The 21,396-nt window shown below is 70.9% G+C and carries 21 protein-coding genes; 16 read left to right on the plus strand and 5 right to left on the minus strand.

Annotated features, from left to right (window positions below):
* The first annotated feature begins 34 nt into the window (after positions 1–34).
* The 3 genes from Q0R13_RS12205 to Q0R13_RS12215 all read left to right on the plus strand — a co-directional run bounded on the left by Q0R13_RS12205 (position 35) and on the right by Q0R13_RS12215 (position 4,012).
* On the plus strand, positions 35–457 hold the full coding sequence (locus Q0R13_RS12205; protein WP_293904239.1) for a hypothetical protein: 423 nt from the start codon (positions 35–37) through the stop codon (positions 455–457).
* A 126-nt stretch (positions 458–583) separates the two neighbouring features.
* On the plus strand, positions 584–3,232 hold the full coding sequence (ppc, locus tag Q0R13_RS12210) for a phosphoenolpyruvate carboxylase (RefSeq protein WP_293904241.1): 2,649 nt from the start codon (positions 584–586) through the stop codon (positions 3,230–3,232).
* A 147-nt stretch (positions 3,233–3,379) separates the two neighbouring features.
* Entirely contained in the window at positions 3,380–4,012 is a 633-nt protein-coding gene (locus Q0R13_RS12215) for a hypothetical protein (RefSeq protein WP_293904243.1), read from the plus strand.
* 17 nt (positions 4,013–4,029) lie between these two features.
* Here the strand turns inward: Q0R13_RS12215 and Q0R13_RS12220 are convergent, their stop codons facing one another.
* Positions 4,030–4,812: an SDR family oxidoreductase gene (locus Q0R13_RS12220; protein ID WP_293904245.1), complete on the minus strand. Its 783-nt coding sequence runs from the start codon at positions 4,810–4,812 to the stop codon at positions 4,030–4,032.
* A 4-nt stretch (positions 4,813–4,816) separates the two neighbouring features.
* Positions 4,817–5,629 carry an enoyl-CoA hydratase-related protein gene (locus tag Q0R13_RS12225; RefSeq protein WP_293904247.1) on the minus strand — a complete coding sequence of 271 codons (813 nt, stop codon included), beginning with the start codon at positions 5,627–5,629 and terminating at the stop codon, positions 4,817–4,819.
* 123 nt (positions 5,630–5,752) lie between these two features.
* Here Q0R13_RS12225 and Q0R13_RS12230 point away from each other — a divergent pair, with 123 nt between their 5' ends.
* The 8 genes from Q0R13_RS12230 (at position 5,753) to Q0R13_RS12265 (ending at position 13,933) form a co-directional block, all read left to right on the plus strand.
* Positions 5,753–6,718, plus strand: a complete 966-nt coding sequence (locus Q0R13_RS12230; protein WP_293904249.1) for an alpha/beta hydrolase — start codon at positions 5,753–5,755, stop codon at positions 6,716–6,718.
* Between the two features lie 2 nt (positions 6,719–6,720).
* Positions 6,721–7,518 (plus strand): enoyl-CoA hydratase/isomerase family protein, encoded by a 798-nt coding sequence (locus tag Q0R13_RS12235; protein ID WP_293904251.1) that lies wholly within the window; start codon positions 6,721–6,723, stop codon positions 7,516–7,518.
* Positions 7,515–8,156, plus strand: coding sequence for a glutathione S-transferase family protein (locus tag Q0R13_RS12240; protein ID WP_293904253.1), 642 nt, complete (start codon positions 7,515–7,517; stop codon positions 8,154–8,156). The genes Q0R13_RS12235 and Q0R13_RS12240 overlap by 4 nt, the downstream gene beginning before the upstream one ends.
* Positions 8,153–8,944 (plus strand): glutathione S-transferase family protein, encoded by a 792-nt coding sequence (locus tag Q0R13_RS12245; RefSeq protein ID WP_293904255.1) that lies wholly within the window; start codon positions 8,153–8,155, stop codon positions 8,942–8,944. Before Q0R13_RS12240 ends, Q0R13_RS12245 begins: the two co-directional genes overlap by 4 nt.
* A 472-nt stretch (positions 8,945–9,416) precedes the next feature.
* On the plus strand, positions 9,417–9,635 hold the full coding sequence (locus Q0R13_RS12250) for a hypothetical protein (protein WP_293904257.1): 219 nt from the start codon (positions 9,417–9,419) through the stop codon (positions 9,633–9,635).
* A gap of 370 nt (positions 9,636–10,005) precedes the next feature.
* Positions 10,006–11,868 carry an AMP-binding protein gene (locus Q0R13_RS12255; protein ID WP_293904259.1) on the plus strand — a complete coding sequence of 621 codons (1,863 nt, stop codon included), beginning with the start codon at positions 10,006–10,008 and terminating at the stop codon, positions 11,866–11,868.
* A gap of 211 nt (positions 11,869–12,079) precedes the next feature.
* Positions 12,080–12,988 carry a glutathione S-transferase family protein gene (locus tag Q0R13_RS12260; protein WP_293904261.1) on the plus strand — a complete coding sequence of 303 codons (909 nt, stop codon included), beginning with the start codon at positions 12,080–12,082 and terminating at the stop codon, positions 12,986–12,988.
* A 99-nt stretch (positions 12,989–13,087) separates the two neighbouring features.
* Positions 13,088–13,933, plus strand: a complete 846-nt coding sequence (locus tag Q0R13_RS12265; protein WP_293904263.1) for a crotonase/enoyl-CoA hydratase family protein — start codon at positions 13,088–13,090, stop codon at positions 13,931–13,933.
* A gap of 33 nt (positions 13,934–13,966) precedes the next feature.
* On the opposite strand, the gene Q0R13_RS12270 is transcribed toward Q0R13_RS12265, so the two are convergent.
* Complete coding sequence (locus tag Q0R13_RS12270; RefSeq protein ID WP_293904265.1) at positions 13,967–14,710, minus strand: SDR family oxidoreductase; 744 nt, start codon at positions 14,708–14,710, stop codon at positions 13,967–13,969.
* 75 nt (positions 14,711–14,785) lie between these two features.
* Between Q0R13_RS12270 and Q0R13_RS12275 the strand changes: the two genes are divergently transcribed.
* Both Q0R13_RS12275 and Q0R13_RS12280 read left to right on the plus strand, forming a co-directional pair.
* Positions 14,786–16,789: a TonB-dependent receptor gene (locus Q0R13_RS12275; RefSeq protein ID WP_293904267.1), complete on the plus strand. Its 2,004-nt coding sequence runs from the start codon at positions 14,786–14,788 to the stop codon at positions 16,787–16,789.
* Between the two features lie 18 nt (positions 16,790–16,807).
* The gene (locus Q0R13_RS12280; RefSeq protein WP_293904269.1) at positions 16,808–17,227 is read left to right on the plus strand and encodes a hypothetical protein; all 420 of its coding nucleotides are present in this window, start codon (positions 16,808–16,810) and stop codon (positions 17,225–17,227) included.
* Here Q0R13_RS12280 and Q0R13_RS12285 read toward each other — a convergent pair.
* Positions 17,224–18,039: an arylamine N-acetyltransferase gene (locus Q0R13_RS12285; protein WP_293904271.1), complete on the minus strand. Its 816-nt coding sequence runs from the start codon at positions 18,037–18,039 to the stop codon at positions 17,224–17,226. The genes Q0R13_RS12280 and Q0R13_RS12285 overlap by 4 nt on opposite strands.
* A gap of 99 nt (positions 18,040–18,138) precedes the next feature.
* Positions 18,139–19,137 carry a DNA topoisomerase IB gene (locus tag Q0R13_RS12290; RefSeq protein WP_293904273.1) on the minus strand — a complete coding sequence of 333 codons (999 nt, stop codon included), beginning with the start codon at positions 19,135–19,137 and terminating at the stop codon, positions 18,139–18,141.
* A gap of 49 nt (positions 19,138–19,186) precedes the next feature.
* On the opposite strand from Q0R13_RS12290, the gene rlmJ reads away from it, so the two are divergent.
* The 3 genes from rlmJ to Q0R13_RS12305 all read left to right on the plus strand — a co-directional run bounded on the left by rlmJ (position 19,187) and on the right by Q0R13_RS12305 (position 21,365).
* Positions 19,187–20,059, plus strand: a complete 873-nt coding sequence (rlmJ, locus tag Q0R13_RS12295) for a 23S rRNA (adenine(2030)-N(6))-methyltransferase RlmJ (protein ID WP_366852863.1) — start codon at positions 19,187–19,189, stop codon at positions 20,057–20,059.
* A 69-nt stretch (positions 20,060–20,128) separates the two neighbouring features.
* Positions 20,129–20,764 carry a hypothetical protein gene (locus Q0R13_RS12300; protein ID WP_293904275.1) on the plus strand — a complete coding sequence of 212 codons (636 nt, stop codon included), beginning with the start codon at positions 20,129–20,131 and terminating at the stop codon, positions 20,762–20,764.
* A 40-nt stretch (positions 20,765–20,804) separates the two neighbouring features.
* Complete coding sequence (locus Q0R13_RS12305; protein WP_293904357.1) at positions 20,805–21,365, plus strand: sugar transferase; 561 nt, start codon at positions 20,805–20,807, stop codon at positions 21,363–21,365.
* Positions 21,366–21,396: the final 31 nt, after the last annotated feature.

The raw sequence follows: 21,396 nt of genomic DNA on the forward strand, positions 1-21,396 counted from the left end.
ATCGACCTAGGTTGGGTCGAACCGGAGAGTCCCTATGCGCCTGATCCTTGCCGCGGCCCTGGCGCTGGCCTCGGGCGGCGCCCTGGCGCAGGTGGTGAACCATGACCCGCCGGTGCAGGCGATCATGGCGACCGCCGTGAACCCCGGCGCGCTGGCGTTCTGGGCCGGCGGCAACGACCCGCCGGACGACGAGACCAAGGCCGACGCCAGGATCCGCTGGGCCGAGGCCGTGAAGGGCGCCCAGGTCATGCAGGCGAAGGGCAAGGCACTGCTTGACCATTCGCGCCCCGGCCCCTGGAACACCTTCGCCCAGCTGATGGTCGACACCGCCAAGGCCGGCGAGGTCGCGGCCAAGGCGAAGGACGCGCCCAAGGCCTTCGAGATCGGCGGGCAGCTCTACGATGCCTGCAACGGCTGCCACAAGACCTACATCCCGAGCCCACCGCGGCCCGATTAGCCAGCCTCACCACCGTCCGCCTGCGCCACGGGCGCCGGGCCGAAGGCGGGCGTTGCATCGCGCGATGCCGGCTGACGCGCCCTGGGCTTGCGGTATGATGGCCGGACCCGCCGGAGGAGCCCGCCGATGATGGACATGAAGGTCGCGCCCGAGATCCTCCCCGGCGCCGGCGCGGCCGTCCACTATCTGGAGAGCCTGCTCGAGGACGTGATCCGCTATCTGGACGGCGACGACGCCGCGGCGCTGGTCAAGCGCGCCCAGGGCGTGGCCCAGGCCGACGACGAGGAGGCGCTGGAGGCGCTGTTCCACGGGCTGCGGACCGACCAAGCGGTCTATCTGGCGCGGGCCTTCACCTGCGCCTGCATGCTGCTGAATTTGGGCGAGGACGTCGCCGGCCGCCGCCTGGCCGCTGAGGCCGGGCCGGGCGACCTGCCGGCCACCCTGGCGCAGGCGGCCGAGCGGGTGGGCGCCAAGGCCGCCGCCCGGATCGTGCCGCGCATGGCCGTCTCGCCGGTGCTGACGGCGCATCCCACCGAGGTCCGCCGCCGCGCGGTGGTGGAGCGCGAGGCCGAGATCGCCGAACTGATGGCGCGCCGCGCCGACCCCGACCTGACGCCCGGCGAGGCGAAGCGGGTCAACGAGAACCTGTTCCGCGCCATGTGCCTGCTCTGGAAGGCGCGGATGCACCGGCCCGAGCGGATCACCCCCGCAGACGAGATCCGCAACACGCTGGCCATCGTCCGCCGCTCGATCCTGCCGGCGCTGTCGGAGATCTATGACGGCTGGAGCGAGCAGTTCGAGACGGCGACGCCGCTGACCCTAGGCTCCTGGCTTGGCGGCGACCGCGACGGCCACCCCGGCGTCAGCGGCGAGACCCTGAAGCTGGCGCTGCGCTCGCAGGCCCGGCTGATCCTCAACCACTATTCCGACGAGGTCCGCGCCCTGTGGTTCGACATGGCGGTGACCGAGGAGCTGTCCCCGGTCAGCCCCGGCGTGATGGCGCTGGCCGACGCGACGCCGACACCGTCGGCGCATCGCCAGGACGAGCCCTATCGCGACGCGTTGCAGGAGATCTGGGACCGGCTGGCGGCCACGGCCGACAAGCTGGCCGGCGGCGCCTGGGGCGGCACCACGCCCTATGCCAGCGCCGCGGCCTTCGTCGCCGACCTGGAGACCGTCCGCCAGTCGATCCGCCAGCACCTGGGCGAGCGGGTGATCGGCGCGCGGCTGCGCACCCTGATCGCGGTGGCCAAGGCGTGTGGCTTCCACCTGCTGTCGCTGGACCTGCGCCAGAACGCCGACGTGCACGAGCGGATGATCCACGAGCTCTATGTGCGGGCCGGGGTGGCGATCGACTACCTCGGGTCCGACGAGGCCGAGCGGGTGCGGGTGCTGAGCAAGGAACTGAGCCACGACCGGCCGCTGCGCTCGCCGTTCCTGGACTACAGCGAGGAGACCACCCGCGAGCTGGGCGCCCTGGACGCCGCCGCCGAGGTGGTGCGCCTCTACGGCGAGAAGGCGCTCGGCGCCTACATCATCTCGAAAACCGCCAGCCTGTCGGACGTGCTGGAGCCGCTGGTGCTGCTGAAGCAGGCGGGGCTGGTGAGGGGCGGCGACAACGGGCGCAGCGCCGTGCGGATCACGCCGCTGCTGGAGACCATCGGCGACCTGGAGCACGGGCCGGAGCTGCTGCGCCAATGGCTGGCCCTGCCGCTGCCGCCCGCCCTGTTCGGCGAGGCGACGTGGCGCGAGGTGATGCTGGGCTATTCGGACAGCAACAAGGACGGCGGCTACGTCGCCTCACGGCACAATGTGGCCAAGGCGGCGGCGACCCTGGCGGCCCAGGCGCGCGGGCAGGGTGTCGACCTGTGGTACTTCCACGGCCGCGGCGGCTCGGTGGGGCGCGGCGGCGGGCCGGCGGCCCAGGCGGTGATGGCCCAGCCGCCCGGCACGGTGAAGGGACGCATCCGCACGACCGAGCAGGGGGAGATGATCTCGCGGCGGTTCGGCGACCGGCCCACCGCGGTGCGCAGCCTGGAGAGCCTGGCCGCCGCCACCCTGATGGCCAGCGCGCGGCCGGACGAGAACCCCTGCGTCGACGGCTGCGCCGATATGCTGGAGACCCTGAGCCAGGCCTCCTTCGCCGCCTACCGCGAGCTGGTCTATGACAATCCGGGCTTCGAGGACTTCTTCTGGGCGGCCACCCCGATCGCCGAGATCGTCGGCCTGAACATCGGCAGCCGCCCGGCCTCGCGCACCGCCAGCCGGCGGATCGAGGACCTGCGGGCGATCCCCTGGGTGTTCAGCTGGTCGCAGGCCCGCGTCATGCTGCCGGCCTGGTACGGGTTCGCGGGCGGCGCGGCCAAGGCCGGGTTGTCGGCGCAGGACCTGAAGACCCTGACCGAGGACCAGGTATTCTCGACCCTGGTCTCCAACATGGAGGTGGCGCTGGCGCAGTCGGACATGGGCATCGCCGCCAAGTACGCCGCACTCTGTCCGAACCCCGCAAGCCGGTCGATCTTCGAGCGCATCCGGGCCGAGCACGCCCAGGCCTGCGAGCTGGTGCTGGCGATCCGCGGCGGGACGACCCTGCTCGACAACCATCCGAAGATGGCCGAGTCGGTGGCGCTGGCCGCCGAGGTGGTGGACCCGCTGAACCACCTGCAGGTGGAACTGCTCTCCCGCCGCCGCGCCGGCGACGACGACCCGCAACTGAAGCTGGCCATCCAGCTGACGGTGGCGGGGGTGGCGTCGGGGCTGCGGAACACGGGGTGAGTGCGCGGTCCCAGCGCCCCCTCCACCGCTTCGCGGTCCCCCTCCACCGCTGTCACGGGTGAGGAACTTATGCCGATCGTCCCAGCCAGGTTCCTCACCCGCTTGCGGGGGAGGGGGACCCCGAAGGGGTGGAGGGGGCGCTGGCGCATGCGGAGACGCCGCCACATCCCCGCCGCGATGCTGCGCGAACGGAGGCCCATGCGCATCCTGGCCCTGGCCCTCCTGCTGATCGTCCCCGCCGCCGCGTCGCGCGCCGACCCGGTGCAGGAGGCGCGCTCCGCCACCTCGGCCTGCCTGTCGGCGGTCATCAATGGCGCGCCGGTCGAGGATATCGACGGCGACGACGTCACCATCCGCCGCGGCAAGGACCCGGTGAGTTGCACGGTCACCGTCACGGCGGGCGAGCCGGTGGTGATCCGCGACGCGGTGCTGGTGGCGCTAAAGCGGCGGCCGGAGATCTTCAGCCCGGCGCGCACCGCCTGGGAGCCGGCGGGCCTGGCCTCGCGGGAAACCTTCTGCAACCTGCCGGGCCGCCGCGCCTATGCGGCCTTCGTCTCGACCGCCAAGCCCGGCCTCAGCCCGGTGGTGATCGCCACCGTGTTCGAGATGGCGAAGCGCGATGACCGCTGCGACCGCGACATGGGTCTGCAGATGACGGCGGCCAATACGGAGACCGCCGCGCCAGCCACGGCGGCGGCCGCTGTCGCGCCAACCGCAACGCCGGCGAAATCCAAGCGCTGGCGCCTGCCGCATATTCCGGGAACGCCGCGCCAGGACTGACGCGCGCTTTCGTCGCCTCAGGCGTTGCGCGCCATCAGGCCGCCGTCGACGGGGATCGTGGTCCCGGTGATGAACGAGGCCGCCGGAAGGCAAAGGCTGAGCGTCATGTGGGCGACTTCCTCGGGGCGGCCGTAGCGGCGGAGCGCCGTGCGGCGCCGCGCGTAGGTCGCCTTGTCGGCGTCGGGGATGGCCTCGGTCATGCCGGTGAGGATCGGGCCCGGGCAGATGCAGTTGACGGTGATCCCCTCAGGCCCGAGCTCAACGGCCAGCGCCCGGGTGAGCCCGGTGACCGCGGCCTTGGCGGCGGCATAGGGGCTGTCGCGGCTGGTGGCGCCCAACGCTTCGGTGGAGGCAATGTTGACGATGCGCGGCGCGGCGGACTTGCGCAGGTGGGGCAGGGCGGCGCGGATCAGCCGCTGCTGGGCAGTGATCAGGATGTTGAAGGCGCGGCCCCAGACGGCCTCGTAGCTGTCGGAGTCGATGGGAGCGAAGGCCGAGATCCCGGCGTTGTTGACCAGGATGTCGATGCCGCCGAACCGCTTGGCCACCGCGGCGACCGTCAGCTCGATGGCGGCGGGGTCGCCGATGTCCAGGGTCCAGGCCTCGGCCGAGTAGCCGCGGTGGGTGAGGTCATCGGCCACCTCGCGGACGCTCTCGGCGGCGATGTCGGTGACGGCCACGTGGGCGCCCTCGGCGGCGAAGACCTCGGCGGTGGCCCGGCCCATGCCGCTGGCGGCGCCGGTGATCAGGACGGTGGAGCCGGCGACGGAGCGCCCGTTGGCCTTGCCGGAGTCGGTCATGGGGTCAGCGTCCTTCGAACACGGGCGCGCGCTTCTCGAGGAAGCTGGCGACGCCCTCCTTGTGGTCGGCTGTCTGCATCAGCAGCCGGATCTTCTCGATCGCCCAGGCCCCGATCTCGCGCGGGTCGCCATAGGCATAGCGGCTGAGGCCCGCCTTCAGGTGGCGCACGGCGAGCGGCGGGTTGGCGGCGATGCGGGCGGCGAGCGCCCGGGTCTGGGGCATCAGGTCTTCGTGCGCCGCGACCTGGGTGACCAGGCCGATCCGCAGCGCCTCGGCGGCGTCGATGATGTCGCCGGTGAACAGCAGCTCGGCGGCCTTGGCCGGGCCGACGATGGCCGGCAGGCGATAGAAGCCGCCCACGTCGCAGACCAGGCCGCGCTTGACGAACAGCTCGCCGAACCTGGCCTTCTCCGAGGCGATGCGGATGTCGGCGAACAGGGCCAGCTCCATGCCCCAGCCGACCGCCGCGCCGTTGATGGCGGCGATCACCGGCTTGTCGCACTCCAGAGCCGCGATGGCCGCCGGGGTCGCCTGGAAGGTCACCGGCATGGGCGCCCGCGAGGCCGGCTTCGGCCCGGCCATGATCTCGCCCACGTCGTCGCCGGAGCAGAAGGCCGGGTCGGCGCCGGTGACGATCACGCAGCGCACGTCCGGGTCGGCGGTGGCGGCGCGGAACGCCTGCTCCAGCTCGTCATAGGCGCGGTAGTTCAGCGCATTGCGCCGCTGCGGCCGGTCCAGGGTGATGGTCGCGACATGGTCCTGGAGCCCGCAGACGACGTGCTCGAAGCCGGCGCTCTTCTCGGTCAACGAGACCATGGGCGCTCCTCCCTTGGGCGTCATCGTTCGCGCGTGGGGCGGCAAGGTCAACGGTGACGCCGGGTCAGTCTTGCCAGGAGGTCGCCCGGGGCGAAGATGCAGCAAAACCAGACGAGGAGACCCATGCCGGACTTCCGGACCATCGACGCCGGCCATGTGAAGCTGCGCGCCGCCGTCGAGGGCGAGGGTCCGCTGGTGATCATGGTCCACGGCTTCCCCGAGAGCTGGTACTCCTGGCGCCACCAGATCGGGCCTGTCGCGCAGGCCGGCTTCCAGGTCGCCGCCCTCGACGTTCGCGGCTATGGCGGGTCGGACAAGCCGCGGCCCATCGAGGCCTATTCGATGCAGGAACTGACCGGCGATGTGCTCGGCGTCGCCGAGGCGCTGGCGCCGGGCCAACAGGCCATCCTCATCGGCCACGACTGGGGCGCACCCATCGTCTGGAACACCGCGCTCAGCCGCCCCGACCGCATCCGCGCCGTCGCCGGCCTGTCGGTGCCGTTCAGCGGCGTGCCGCAGCGGGCGTTCACGGACATCTTCAAAGAGCTGTTCACGGACAAGGGCCACTTCTTCTACCAGGCCTGGTTCCAGGAGGTGGGGCCGCCCGAGGCGGAGGCCGAGAAGGACGTTCGCGACTTCCTGCGCAAGTTCTACTTCGGCATCGCCGGGGAGGCGCCAGAGGGAAGTTGGCCGCAGAAGGCGCACGGCGCGACCATGCTGGAAGGCATGATTGACCCCGGTCAGTTCCCGGCGTGGCTGTCGCCCGCGGACCTCGACTACTACGTCGGCGAGTTCGAGGGCTCCGGCTTCCGGGGACCGATCAGCCGCTATCGCAACCACGAGCGCGACTTCGAATGGCTGCAACAGTTCAAGGACCGCAAGCTGACCATGCCGACCGCGCTGATCGGCGGCGACCGCGACCCGGCGTTCAACGGCTTCGGCCGCATTCCGGACCCGGCGGCGATGATGCGCGGCCACGTCACCGACCTGCGCAGCGTCCACGTCCTGCCGGGCTGCGGGCACTGGACGCAGCAGGAACGGCCGGCCGAGGTGACCGCGATTCTGCTCGACTGGCTGAAGGGGCTCTGAACATGGCCGATCTGGAACTGCGCCAGGAGGGCGAGGTGGTCTGGGCGACCATGAACCGGCCCGACCGGCTGAACGCGCTGTCGCGCAACCTGGTCACCGAACTCAGGGAATTCTTCGTCGGGCTGTACTGGCGGCGCGACGTGCGCGTGGTGGTGCTGCAGGGGGCCGGCAAGGCGTTCTGCGCCGGGCTGGACCTGAAGGAGCGGGGCGATCCGCAGGCGCCGCGCGGCATCGGGGCCGGGCTCACCCGCCAGCGGGAGATCAGCGAGATCGTCATCGCCATGCGGCGCTGTCCGCAGCCGATCATCGCCTGCGTGACCGGGCCGGCGGCGGGCGGCGGGTTCGCCCTGGCCCTGGCCAGCGACGTGCGGCTGGCGACGCCGGATGTGCGCATGAACGCCGCCTTCATCCGCATCGGCCTGTCGGCCTGCGACATCGGGGTCAGCTATTTCCTGCCGCGGATGGTGGGGTCGTCGGTGGCCGCCGAATACATGCTGACCGGCCGGTTCATCACCGCCGAGCGGGCCTACCAGCTGGGCCTCGTCAGCCGGGTGATCGAGCGCGAGCAGATGGAGGCGGAGGCCCGCGGCTTCGTCGACGACATGCTGCACGCCACGCCGCTGGGCCTGCGCCTGACCAAGGAGGCGCTGAACCACGCCATCGACGCCCAGGGGCTGGAGGCGACCATCGCCATGGAGGACCGTAACCAGATCCTGGCCAGCTCGGACGGCGACTTCCAGGAGGGCGTCCAGGCGTTCCTGGAGAAGCGGAAGCCCAACTACGCCAAGCGGGGGGGATGAGCATGATCGAGCTGTGGCACTGTCCCGACGCCCGCTCGTTCCGCGTCCTGTGGGCGCTGGAGGAACTGGGGCTGCCGTATAAGCTGCACCTGATGCCGTTCCCGCCGCGGGTGCGGCAGCCGGCGTATCTGGAGATCAATCCGCTCGGCACCATTCCGGCGATGCAGGACGGCGCGACGTTCATGACCGAGAGCGCGGCCATCGTGCAGTACCTGGCGACCCGCCACGCACCGAACGACCTGGTGATCCAGCCCGACCACCCGACCTATGGCGCCTGGCTGAACTGGCTGCACTTCGGGGAGGCGACGCTGACGTTTCCGCAAACCCTGGTGCTGCGCTATCGCCAGCTGGAGCCCGGCCGCGCCGAGCATGTGGCCGACGACTACGCCAAGTGGTTCATGAGCCGCCTGCGCCACGTCGACCGCGCCCTGGCCGAGGACGACTACCTCTGTCTTGGACGGTTCACGGCGGCCGATATTTCCGTGGGTTATGCCCTCTTGCTCGCCGAGCAGCTGAAGCTGAGCGGGCGGTTCACCCCGGCCATCCAGGCCTATTGGGCGCGGCTGAAGTCCCGGCCCGCCTTCCTCGCCGCCAAACTGGCCCAGAAACACGATCTCTCGGAGCCGCTGTCGTCATGATCACGCTCTACGACCACCCGCTCTCGCCCTACGCCCAGAAGGTCAAGATCGCGCTGCGCGAGAAGGGCCTGGCCTATGAGACCGCCATGCCCGGCGGGCTGGGGGCCGGCGGCGCGGCGGGCGAGTTCGTCGAGGCCAGCCCGCGCGCCGAGGTGCCGGCCCTGGTCGACGGCGACGTCCGGGTGTTCGACAGCACCATCATCCTGGAATATCTGGACGACGCCTATCCGGACCCGGCCATGCGCCCGGCCAACGCCGCCGATCGCGCCCGCGTGCGGATGCTGGAGGAGGTGATGGACACCCACTTCGAGGCCATCAACTGGGGCCTGTCGGAGATCCGCTGGTTCCGCCGCGCCGAGGGCGCGCAGGCCGACGTGTTGTTCGCCGCCGCCAAGACCCAGACCGAGGGCTTCTTCGCCTGGCTGGAGAAGCAGCTGGGGGATCGCGAGTGGTTCAACGGCGCGGCCTTCGGCTGGGGGGACCTGTCCGTCGTGCCCTACCTGAACGGCTCGGTAGGCCAGGGCCATCCGCCGGCCGAGGGGTCGAAGCTGGCGGCCTGGCTGGCCCGCGCCAACGCCCGCCCGTCGGTCGCCGCCTGCGTCGCCGACATCGCCCAGCTGAACGCCGGCGCCAGCATGCCGAACGTCGCCGAACTGGTGGAGCAGGGCCTGTTCAAGCGCGAATACCGCGACCACCGCCTGGAATGGATGATCAAGTCCGGCGGCATCGACGTGGTGTTGAAAGGCCTGGAACGCGACAACATCCGCTTCGCGCCGGCGTTCGGCTGAGCCCGGCACGCCGGCGCAAGCGCACCGGATCCCCCTTCGGCAACGCCTGCAGCAATCGGCGATCAGGACTGGCGCCAAAGCTGCGCCTATCACATGCTTCTCACGTAACGAGAGGATCCCGACATGCCAACGTTCAGAGCCGTTACAAGTGCGAGCAGCGACGTGATCCACGTCAACGTGGAGCACGTCGTGTATGTTCAGGCTGTCGACAAGAATTTTACCACTCTGTTCCTGCTCGGGAGCGGGGAAATGAGACTTCAAGCCCCGGTCCACGACGTCCTTTCGCAGATAGCGGGGGTTCCGGAAGCGCCGCATCCGGCCCCACCCGTGGGCAAGGTCCACCCAAAATAGGTCTACGCAGTCCAGATGGGCGCCTCTGAGGTGACAGGCTCGAAAAGGATCGAACTTTCCTGTATGAGGCGCAGTGTCCCACGGAAAACACTAGCTTTACGTTCAGAAAGTGAGCGACCCGATGCAGGTATTCGTGAGTTTTACCAAAGTTGATGGTGACACGCTGCACGTCAACGTGAAGGATATCGTCTCTCTTCAACCCGCAAACCGCATCTTCCCGGACGACACCTCCATGGTTCTGGCTGACGGAAGTTTTTTTGCCTTGCATGGAACAGTTTCAGAGAACTTGGCGCGAATAGAGGGCGTCCCGCTGGCGACCCACCCCGCCCCACTGCCGTAGCGATTTCAGGATTTTTCAGGATTACGCTGACAGTTTACTCAATTTTATCTTAGCTGCGGCCGCGCAGCGACTCACCGGATGCAATTGAGTAAACTGTCGCCGAAATTGATCGTCGCGCCGGACGAGGCGTAGTGGCAAAGCCCGGCATGAACCGCCCGGACTCCCCGGACGGGCCGACAGGCCCCATCATTGAACCGCAGAAAATGCAGAAGCGGACGGGCGCGCGCCGAGGTTCTGCGTCGTTACCGCGTTTTCTGCGGTTGAAGTCGGCTGACGCGTCCCTTCCGTTGCGGCGCCGTTGCAGGGCCGTGTGGTTGGCTTAGGCTTGCGCCAACAACGACAATGCCTGCCGACCCTGGGAGGACGGACCATGACCCCTGCCGACGACCAAGGCGCCGCCATCGCCAGCGGACCCGCCGCGACCCTGCCGCCGTTCAAGGCCCTTCCGCAGAAGGCCCCCGACGTCAGCATCGAGAAGACGGCGGACGGGACCTATTACGTCCGCTCCAACCATGCGCCGGGCGCCGGCCCGCGCTCCATCGCCCACCTGCTGGCCGAGCGCGCCGCGGCCCATCCCGACCGGCCGTACATCCGGCAGCGCGCGCCAGGCCACGGCCCCTGGGGCGGGGTCACCTATGGCGAGGCCAAGCGCGCGGCGGACGGCATCGGCCAATGGTTGCTGGACCGCGGCCTGACCGGCGCCGACAGCGTCATGGTGTTGTCGGCCAACTCGGTGAACCACGGCCTGATCATGCTGGGCTGCTACACCGTGGGCGTGCCGATCGCGCCGATCAGCCCGGCCTACAGCCTGATCTCCACCGACCACGCCAAGCTCAAGCACGCCTTCGCGACGGTCCGGCCCAAGGTGGTGTTCGCCGAGCACAGCGCGCAGTTCGAGCGGGCGTTCGCGACGCTGCGGGCCCTGGACCCCGCGCTCACCTTCGTGACGGTCGATGGGGGGGCGGGGACCACGCCGCTGGCGGAGCTGACGGCCACCGCGCCCACCGCGGCGGTCGAGGTCGTACGGGCGAACATCGACCATTCGACGGTGGCCAAATACCTGTTCACCTCCGGCTCGACCGGCATGCCGAAGGGCGTGCCGCAGACCCACGGCATGTTCGCGGGCGTGATCGCCGGCGGCGAGGGGCTGCGGACCGAGCCCGCCGACCCCGGCATCATCCCGCAGAGCCTGGAGTGGATGCCCTGGAGCCACATCTCGGCCGGCACCATCGGCTTCAACGCCGTGCTGTGGGGCGGCGGCACGCTGCACCTGGACGAGGGCAAGCCGATTCCCGGCCAGTTCGAGACCACGATCAAGAACCTCTACGAGATCTCGCCCATGGGCTTCGGCTCGGCGCCGGTGGCGTTCGGGATGCTAGTGGAGGCGATGGAGCGCGACCTCGCGCTCAGGGCCAGCTTCTTCAAGAACCTGCGCAGCTGCGGCTATGGCGGGGCGACCCTGTCGTCGGACGTCTCTGACCGCCTGCAGGCCCTGGCGATCGCCGAGACCGGCTTCCGCATCCCGCTGACCACCATGTACGGCGCGACCGAGACCCTGGGCATCACCGTGGTCCACTGGATCACGGAACTGGTCGGGCTGATCGGCCTGCCGCTGCCCGGCATCACGCTCAAGCTCGTGCCGAACGGCTCGAAGCTGGAGGTACGGGTGAAGGGCCCGACGGTCACCACCGGCTACCACAACGACCCGGAGAAGACCGCCGCCGCCTTCGACGAGGAGGGCTACTACAAGCTGGGCGACGCCTGCCGGTTCCTTGACCCCGAACACCCCGAGCTGGGGATCGTGTTCGACGGCCGGGTGACCGAGGACTTCAAGCTGGACTCCGGCACCTGGGTCTCGGTGGGGACCCTTCGGCCCGACCTGGTCGCCGCCTGCACGCCCTATGCCTTCGACATGGTGATCGCCGGCCAGGACAAGCCGTTCGCCGCCGCCCTGATCTGGCCCTCCCCGGCGGCGCTGCCAACGCTGGGGGACAACCCGCTGGCCAAGCTGACCGAGGTATTGAAGGCGCGGATCGGCGAGTTCAACCGCACCGCCGGCGGCTCGTCGCGCCGGGTCGCCCGGTTCATCGTGCTGACCGAACCGCCCTCGATCGACGGCGGCGAGATCACCGACAAGGGCTATGTGAACCAGCGCGCGACCCTGGACCGCCGCGTGGACCTGGTGAAGGCGCTCTACGCCAACCCGCCCGGCGATGGGGTGGTCGTTGTCTAGCGCCCGGCAAATCTCCTCTCCCCCGCGAAGCGAGAGGGAAAGGGTAGGGAGAGGGTCGGCTCGGCGACCGGTCTCCCACGACGGTCGGGCGAGGGCCCGCCCGCTCAGGATCCTGGTTCAAACCGGAGCGGCTACCGCGCAGTCCTGCGCCGACCCTCTCCCTGCCCTCTCCCTCTCCGCTTCGCGGGGGGAGAGGAGGAGTACGTCCTAGATGGCCGACATCATCCTCCACCACTACGACGCCTCGCCGTTCTCCGAGAAGGTGCGGCTGATGCTGGGGATCAAGGGGTTGGCGTGGCGCTCGGTGATCCAGCCGGTGATCATGCCCAAGCCCGACCTGATCCCGCTGACCGGCGGCTATCGGCGCATCCCGGTGATGCAGATCGGGGCGGACGTCTATTGCGACAGCCAAGTGATCCTGGCCGAGCTGGAGCGGCGCTATCCCAACCCGCCGGTGGTGCGCGGGGCCGACTGGGCGGTGAACCTGTGGGCCGACCGGCTGTGGTTCCAGGCCAGCGTGGCGGTGATCTTCGCCGAGATGGGCGACGCCGTGCCCAAGGACTTCATCGCCGACCGCGAGAAGCTGTCGGGCCGCCCGTTCGACGTGAACGCCATGAAGGCCGCCGCGCCGTTCATGCGCGCCCAGTGGCGGGCCTATGCCGCCTGGCTGGAGGACGGCCTGGCCGCGGGCGACTTCCTGGGCGGGGCGACGCCGTCGCTGTCCGACGTGGCCGCCTGGATGAACATATGGTGGGCCGGCGGCGCGGTCCCCAAGGTCTCGGAGGGGCTGCTGGCCGGCTTCGACCGCACCGCGGCCTGGCGCGACCGCCTGCGCGCCATCGGCCACGGCCGGCGCAGCGAGATGACGCCGGGCGAGGCGGTGCAGGTGGCGATCAACTCCGCCCCGTCCGACGACTGTCCCGGCGATCCCAACGACCCGTCCGGGCTGACGGCGGGCGACCCGGTGGTGGTCCAGGCCGACGACTACGGCCGCGATCCCGTCGAGGGCGTGCTGGTGGCCGCGACCCGAAACCGCGTCACCCTGGCCCGCGAGTGCGGCGAGCTGGACGTGGTGCATGTGCATTTCCCGCGCGCCGGCTACGTGCTGGCTCGCCGCTAGGTCGCTCAGCGACCTGGCGGCTCATTTTTGGATGCGCTCTCCGGGCGGCGAACCGGTACCCACTTTGCCTGAGAGCGCAACGCTAGGAGGACTTAAGCGATGAACGACCGGATCACGGTGGATATCCAGGGTGGCGTCGCTGACGTGCGCCTGGTGCGGACCGACAAGATGAACGCCCTCGACAACGCCATGTTCGAGGCCCTGATCCAGACCGGCGAGCGGCTGAAGAGCGAGCCGGGCCTGCGCGCCGTGGTGCTGTCCGGCGACGGCCGGGCGTTCTGCGCCGGGCTGGACACCTCCAATTTCGCCGCCATGGCGTCGGGCGAGCGGGGCGCCAGCGCCGGGCTGGTGACGCCGAAGCGCTCGGCGAGCGGCGCCAATCGGGCCCAGCACGCGGTGATGGTCTGGCGGGAGATCCCGGTGCCGGTGATCGCCGCGGTGCATGGCGTGGCGTTCGGCGGCGGCTACCAGCTGCAGCTCAGCGCGGACCTGCGGTTCGTGACCGCCGACGCCAGGCTGTCGGTGCTGGAGATCAAGTGGGGCCTGATCCCCGACATGGCCGGGATGGCGCTCCTGCGCGGCCTGGTGCGCGACGACGTGGCGCGCGAGCTGACCTATTCGGGCCGCATCTTCTCAGGCCAGGAGGCCCTGGCGATGGGCCTGGCCACCCGCGTCTGCGAGGACCCGCGGGCCGAGGCGCTGGCCTTCGCCCGCGACGTGGCCGGCAAGAACCCCGACGCCATCCGCGCCGGCAAGCGGCTGCTGAACCTGATGGTCGAGGGCGACCAGCATGAGATCCTGCTGGAGGAGAGCCGCGAGCAGACGGCGCTGATCGGTTCGCCCAATCAGGTGGAGGCCGTCCGCGCCAGCCTGGAGAAGCGCACGCCGAACTTCGCCGAGCCCGAGGTCGAGACCCGGGCGCCGGTTCCGTTCGGCGCGAGCTAACGCGCGTCGCCGGATGTTGGCGACGGCCGCCGATCACCCACGGCCGATGTAGGGCATCTGGGTCGCCATCACAGTCATGAACTGGACATTGGCCGAGAGCGGCAGGCCGGCCATGTAGAGCACGGCGTCGGCGACGGCCTGGACGTCCATGGTCGGCTCGGCCTTCAGCGAGCCGTCGGCCTGGAGCGCGCCGCGGGCGATGGCGCGGGTCATGTCGGTGGCGGCGTTGCCGATGTCGATCTGGCCGCAGGCGATGTCGAAAGCCCGGCCGTCCAGGGCCGTGGACTTGGTCAGGCCGGTGATCGCGTGCTTGGTGGCGGTATAGGCGATCGAGCCGGGACGGGGCGTGTGCGCCGAGATGGAGCCGTTGTTGACGATCCGCCCGCCGTGCGGGTCCTGGGCCTTCATCAGCCGGAAGGCGGCGCGGGTGCAGAGGAAGGCGCCGGTCAGGTTCACGTCGACCACGCGCCGCCAGTGCGCGATGGAGTGGTCCTCGATCGGTCCGGGCGGGGCGCCTGTGCCGGCGTTGTTGAACAGCAGGTCCAGCCGCCCGAACCACGTCTTCACGGCTTCGAACAGGGCCTCGACGCTGTCAGGGTCGGCGACGTCGGTGGCGTGGGCGAGCGCCTCGCCGCCCTCGGCCATCGCGGCGGTGGCGTCCAGCGCCTCGGCGCGGCGGCCGGCCAGGGCGACGCTCCAGCCGGCCTTCAGTAGCGCCAGGGACACAGCCCGGCCGATCCCGCTACCGGCCCCCGTCACGATTGCGACCTTAGCCATTGCGCTCTCCCGTGGGTGTCATTAGCCCCATAGGGCGCCATCTGGCGCGCCGCCATACCAGATTTACGAGCTGTCATGCCCGCCTTGCCGCCGCCGCCAGCGCCCGAAGTCGAAGTCGTGGTCGTCCACCCCCCGCGCCTGGCGCCGCTCGGCGGGGAGGCGGCGTTCAGCACGATCCAACTGGGCCCCGAAATCCTCCAGACCGCGCCGCGCCTGGACGACGCGCTGAAAAACGCGCCCGGGGTCTCGCTCTTCCGCCGCACAGGCTCGGGCGCGGCCAACCCGACCACCCAGGGCCTGTCGCTCCGGGCCATCGCGCCCTCCGGGGCCGGCCGGGCGCTGGTGACGCTGGACGGCGCGCCGCAGAACGATCCGTTCGGCGGCTGGGTGATCTGGAGCGCCCTGCCCGCCGAGGGGCTGGACGGTGCGACCATCGTGCGCGGCGCGGGGGCGGGCCCCTATGGCGCCGGCGCCCTGACCGGCGTGGTGGCGTTGCAGGAACGCGGGACGGTCGACGGCCTCGCCGCGGCCTCGGCCTCGGCGGGCGAGCGCGACAGCTACCGGCTGGTGGCGGTGGGCGGCGGGCCAGGCGTGCTGGTCACGGCCGAGCGGTCCGGGACCGAAGGCTACTACGCGGTCCGCGGCCCGCGAAAGGGCGCGGTGGACCAGCGGCTGAAGCTGGACGACGCCTCGCTGGCCATGCGGGTGCAGCACGACTTCGACGGCGTGCAGGCCGCCGTGCGGCTGGCCGGATTCCAGGTGCGGCAGGGCGCGGGCCTGATCGGCGCGCGCTCGGAGGCCTCCGGCGCCTCGGCAACGCTGACCCTGGCGCAGCCGGCATCGCAGGGGGTCGGCGGCTGGCGGCTGCAGGGCTGGATCCGCGGCAGCGACCTCCAGAACAGCTCCGTGGCGGTGGCCGCCAACCGCGCCACGACCACACCGGCCAGCAACGAATACCGCACGCCCGCCGTCGGCTACGGCCTCAACGCCGCCGTCCAGGGCAAGACGGCCAACATAGCCTGGGAGGTCGGGACGGACGTGCGGCTGGCCGACGGGACCGACCACGAGCGGTTCCGCTTCCTGAGCGGCGTCTTCACCCGCGACCGCGAGGCGGGCGGCAAGACCCTGGTGGCCGGGGTCTATCTGGAGACCGCCCTGGACCAGGGGCCCTGGATCGTCACCGGCGGCGTGCGGCTGGACCGGTCGCGGGCCTATGACGCCGTGCGGCGCGAGCGCGACACCGCCACCGGGGCGATCACCCTGAACCAGAGCTTCGCCAACCGCGCCGACACCACGCCCACCGGCCGGGTCGGAGTGCGCTATGCGCTGAGCGACAGCGTCTATCTGCGCAGCGCGGCCTACGCCGGGTTCCGGCCGCCGACGCTCAATGAGCTGCACCGGCCGTTCCGGGTCGGCAACGACATCACCGAGTCCAACCCGACCCTGAAGCCCGAGACCCTGCAGGGGATCGAGGCCGGGATGGGCGGCGACGGGGCGATCCATTGGGGCGCCACGCTGTTCTACAACCAGCTGAACGACCCGATCACCAACGTCACCATCGGGGTCGGTCCCGGCACGTTCCCGCTGGCCGGCTTCGTGCCGGCCGGCGGCACCCTGCGCCAGCGCCAGAACGCCGGCCAGATCGACGCCTGGGGCGTGGAGGCCGACAGCTCGGGGGCGATCAACCCGACGATCGGCTGGCGCGCGGCGTTCGCCTATACCCACGCCGAGATCCACGGCGGATCGAGGGTCCCGCAGCTCACCGGCCTGCGCCCGGCCCAGACCCCGCGCTGGACGGTGACCGGCGGGCTCGACGTCCACCCCACCGACGCGATCACCGTGTCGGGCGACCTGCGCTATGAGAGCCTGCGCTTCGACGACGATCTCAACAGCCGCCGCCTGTCGGCCGGGCTCAACCTGGACGCCAAGGCCGCCTGGCGCTTCCGGCCCGAAACCGAGCTCTACGTCGCGGTCGACAACCTGGCCGACAAGGACCTCGAGGTCGGGCAGACGGCGGACGGCGTCGAGAGCTTCGCCGCGCCGCGGACGTTTCGGGTGGGCGTAACCTACCGCCGCTGAGCGCACGATGGAGGCCGGATGAAACCCATCGACATCGCCAAGGCGCTGGGGGTCGGTCTCGCCGTGCTGGTCCTGAACCTGCTGGCGACCACGGCCATCATCACCGCCTACGCGGTGCTGGTCGCTCCAGGCCATCCGCCGGCTTTCTACCAGGCCGCCGCGCCCAGGATCGGGGCCTGGTCCGGCCCGGCCGGCGGGGTCCTGCTGCTGTTCGCCGCGAGCTGGTGGCTGGGCCGCCGGCGCCGCGAGCGGAACGCCCTGCTGTTCGCCGCGGCCGTCGGGGTGGCGTATGGGCTGGTCGACCTGGGCAGCGGCGCGGCAATGGCGGGCGCAGCGGCCATGGCGAACGTGACCTTCGCCGTGTCCATGCTGCTGGCCCTGCTCGCCGCCCTGGCCGGCGGCCTCCTCGCGAGCCGCAAAGGAAGGGGCGCGGCTTAGACCGGGTCCGGTGGGAACAGGTCCTGGTGGCGCTCGCAGACGCGGTCCCAGATGCCGGCGGCTTCCGGCAGGTCGAGTTCGAACTCGCGCTTCAGCAGGGCCACGAAATCCGGCGCGGTGTCGATCAGGCTGTCCGTCCTGCCGCCGGGCGTCAGCCGGCGGAAGGCGCGGCCGCGCAGCAGGCGGATCTCCTCGCCCATGTGCCGCTGGGCGACGGCGGTCATCACGAAGATCGAAGTCGGCGAGGTCTGCAGCTCCTGGCACTTGGCGGCCAGGCGGGCGGGGTCGGCCGGCTGCTCGGTGAAGTCGAAGTTGGGCGCGCCGCCGGCCGGATGGTTGGTCAAGCGCCACCAGTCGGCGTCGATCTTCTCCAGGCCATAGAGATAGCCGTCCGAGAGGATCGGACCCTGGCGCAGCGGAAACGGATCGCGCGAGCCGTCGCCAAAGCCGACGTCGGCGATCCAGGGTTCGCCGTCCAGGACGACCTTCAGCACCAGGTGATTGCCCACTGCGTCGTCGCCCCGCACCGCGCGCATCACGCCGCCGGCTAGCCGGGTGACCTTGAAGCCGATGTCGTCGAGGACAGCGCCCAGCACGCCGTTCATCTCGTAGCACCAGCCGCCGCGCCGGCCGTGGACCAGCTTGTTGAAGGCGGCGGCCGGGTCGGGGGTGGTCGGGCGGCCCAGCTGGACGTCCATGTTCTCGTAGGAGATGTTCAGCGAATGGCCCCGGTGCAGGGCGCGCAGGGTCGCCAGGTCCGGACGCGCGACGCCCTTGAACCCGACGCGGTCGAGATAGGCCTGGACGTCCATTCCTACTCCGTCATGGCCGGCGCGGGCGCTTAGCATGGCCGCGCCTTATCGGAGCTCAATCTAGCGGAGGCGAGGCCCGGCGGCGAGCGTGCAGGAAACTCATTGCTGAGCTTCGAGGAACCGCAGGACCGCCAGTTCGAAGGCGCGCGCGCTTCGGGCGGCCGTCAGGCCGAGGCGGCCTTGCGCGAAGGCCTCCAGCATGGCCGGATGGATATAGGCGCTGCGGGCCACGGCGGCGGTGTTGCCCAGCACGCCCGCCACGGCCTTGACGCAGGTGTTCACGCTGCGCTTCGGGTCGGGCAGGGCGGCGCATTCGGCCGAGGTGAGGGCGCGGGCGGCGGCGACGGTGCCGGCCCACGTCCGGAAATCTTTGGCCGAGAAGTCGTCGCCGATGGCGTCGCGGATGTAGGCGTTGACGTCAGCGGACTCCACGGCGCGGCGCTGGCCGTCGTCGTCGAGGTACTGGAACAGCCGCTGGCCGGGCAGGTCCTGGCAGGCCTTGACGACGCGGGCCAGCCGACGGTCGCTGAAGCCGGTGGCGTGGACCTTGCCGCTCTTGCCGCGGAACTCGAACATCGCCTTGGCGGCGCCGATCCTGGCGTGGCGATTGCGCAAGGTCGTCAGGCCAAAGCTCTTGTTCTGCTTCGCGTATTCCTCGTTGCCCACGCGGATCAGGGTCATCTCCATGACCCGGATCACCGCCGCCAGCACCTTCTCGCGCGGCAGGCCGCGGCGGGCCAGGTCCCGGTCCACCCGCTTGCGCAGCCGGGGAAGGGCGCGACCGAAGGCGATCAGCCGATCGAACTTGCCGCCCGAGCGCGCCGCGCTCCAGCGGGCGTGGTAGCGGTACTGCTTTCGCCGCTTCCGGTCGCGGCCCGTGGCCTGCAGATGGCCGTTGGCGTTGGGACAGATCCACACCTCAGTCCAGGCGGGCGGGATGGCCAGGGCGCGAATGCGGTCCAGCGTCTTTTCGTCGGCGACCGCCGAGCCGTCGGCCCGATGGTAGTTGAAGCCGTGGCTCCGGGCCGGGGTGCGGACGATCCCGGCGTCCTGATCGCTGACGTAGCTCAGGCCTTCCGGGGCCGGCTCGTCGTTCATGTCCCTGGCCATTTCCCGAGCCCCTCTACCGGCTTGGCCGCAACGTGATATGCGGACCCCGGTTCCCGCCCGCAGCCCCAAGCCCCTGGACGCCTTGAACTATCGCCACGCCTTCCACGCCGGGAACTTCGCAGACCTGGTGAAGCACGCGGCCCTGCTCAGCCTGCTGGCCGAGCTGACCGCCAAGGGCCCGCCGCTGACCATCATCGACACCCACGCCGGGCGCGGGCTGTACGACCTGGGCGGGCCGGAGGCGCGCAAGTCCGGCGAGGCGGAGGCGGGGATCCTCCAGTTGATGCGGGCCAAGGATCCGCCGCCCGAGTTGGCCCGCCTGACCGGCCAGGTGTCGGCGGTGAACGGCGGCGGCGCCATCCGCAGCTATCCGGGCTCGCCGTGGCTGATCGCCCAGGCGCTGCGGCCGGCCGATCGCTATGTGGCCTGCGAACTGCGGCCCGACGAGCACGAGGCGCTGCGGGTGATCCTGCGGGGCCGGCCGAACGTGCGCACACTGTGCGTCGACGGCTATGCCGCGGCGGTGAAGGAATGCCCGCCGACCGGCCGGGTGCTGGTGCTGATCGACCCGCCGTTCGAGCAGGCCGACGACTATGACCGGATCGTCCGGACCCTGGCGGCCGTCCGGCGGCGTAACCGCACCGCCCAGGCGCTGGTCTGGCTGCCGATCAAGGACCTGGAGACCCTGGACGCCTTCCTGCGCGACCTGGAGGACGAGGTCGCCGCGCCGATGGTGGTGGCGGAGACGCGGATGCGTCCCCTGGCCGACCCGATGAAGATGAACGGCTGCGCCCTGGTGCTGGTGGGCGGGCCGGACCTGGAGGCCCCGCTTGCCGCCATCTGCGGCTGGGTCGCGCAAGCCTTGGGCGCCGGCGGCGGCGCGCGGATTTACCCCCTCGCCCCACAATAATTTCGCAACTGCGAAGAGATGCGCGTGTTATGCTGCGGCGCACAATCACTGCCGCACAGGAACTTCATCATGGCGTATATCGAAACCCCGCCGAAGCCACGGGTCCTCCCGCAGTATCTGGTCGGCGCCGCCTCGCCGCTCTGGGCCTATTTTGGCGTCGCCGCCGCCGGCGGGGTCGCCTTCTGGTGGATGACCCGCTGGGCCAAGCCGGTGAACCTCGAGGCCGTCCTGGCCATGGCCAAGCCCGCCGCCGAGCCGGTGCTCGACGCGGTCGTGGAAGCGCCCCTGGCCCTCGTCGAGGCGGTCGAGGCGGCCGCGCCGGAGCCTGTCGCCCCCGAGCCTGTCGCCCCCCTCATGGAGGTCGCCCCGGAACCGCCGGCGGCTCCCACATTGACCCTGGTGGCGCCCGTCGCCGAGGTCCTTGAGGTTGCGCCGCCCGAGCCGGTCGTTGCCGAAACCGTCCTGGAGCCGCTGCTCGTCGAGGACATCGTCGCTTCGGAGCCCGCCCCCGTCGTCGAGGACGTACCGGCCGTGGCGGCGCTCGCGCCGGAACCTCCGACCGAAGCCACCGCGGACGCCTATGCCTGGGTCGAGCCGAAGGCCGACATCGACTTCGGGGCCCCGGAAGAGCCTGCGCCCGTGGCCGCGGCTGTCGCGCCGGCGCCCAAGCCCCGCGCCACGAAGGCGTCCAAGCCGAAAGCCTGACGTGGCGCCGCGGCCCCCGCGGCGGTAACAACGCCGGGTGCTGAAGCGGGGCTTCGACATCGCCGTCGCGCTTGCGGGCCTCATGGTGGGCTGGCCCGTGCTGCTGGCGCTTGGCTTGGCGGTGCGGCTGGAGAGCCCCGGCCCGGCGATCCACTGGTCGCGGCGAGTCGGGCGGGGCAACCGCGTGTTCCCGATGCCGAAGTTCCGCACTATGCGCACCGACACGCCGGACGTGGCCACCCACCTGCTGGACGACCCCGGCCGCTGGATCACCCCGCTGGGCCGGGTGCTGCGCCGGTTCAGCCTGGATGAGCTGCCGCAGTTGTGGAGCGTGCTGGTGGGCGACATGAGCCTGGTGGGGCCGCGCCCGGCGCTGTTCAACCAGGACGACCTGATCGCCCTGCGTACGGCGGCCGGTGTCGAGGTCCTGCGTCCGGGGGTCACCGGCTGGGCCCAGGTCAATGGCCGCGACGAACTGCCGATCGCGGACAAGGTGCGGCTGGACCGGGAATATCTGGAGCGGATGTCGTTCGGCCTGGACCTGCGGATCATCGCGACGACGGCGCTGGCGGCGGTCACCGCGCGCGGCGTCAACCACTAAAGCCTTCGGGAATCTGGGAAACGACCCGGGA

Origin of the sequence: Phenylobacterium sp., from assembly GCF_025351295.1 — a bacterium.
Taxonomy (GTDB): Bacteria; Pseudomonadota; Alphaproteobacteria; order Caulobacterales; family Caulobacteraceae; genus Phenylobacterium.